Source organism: Thauera linaloolentis 47Lol = DSM 12138 (assembly GCF_000310205.1).
GTDB classification, from domain to species: Bacteria; Pseudomonadota; Gammaproteobacteria; order Burkholderiales; family Rhodocyclaceae; genus Thauera; species Thauera linaloolentis.
On sequence record NZ_AMXE01000216.1, the window covers coordinates 1 to 233 of the forward strand.

Consider the following 233-nt stretch of genomic DNA (forward strand, 5'->3'; position numbering starts at 1 on the left):
CGTGATGGCGGCCTGAAGGAGATCAGCATGGAACTGCGCGGCAAGAAGATCACCGTCCACGACATGACCCTGCGTGACGGCATGCACCCCAAGCGCCACCTGATGACGCTCGAACAGATGAAGAGCATCGCCCAGGGGCTGGACGACGCGGGTGTGCCACTGATCGAAGTCACCCACGGCGACGGCCTGGGCGGCAGCTCGGTCAACTACGGCTTTCCGGCGCACAGCGACGA

General features: G+C 64.4%; 1 protein-coding gene. It reads left to right on the forward strand.

The genetic code is table 11. From position 1 onward, the window contains the following. Nucleotides 1-27: 27 nt before the first annotated feature. Nucleotides 28-233: hydroxymethylglutaryl-CoA lyase-like TIM-barrel protein (locus C666_RS19225; RefSeq protein ID WP_503169801.1), on the forward strand; the 206-nt coding region annotated here is incomplete at its 3' end.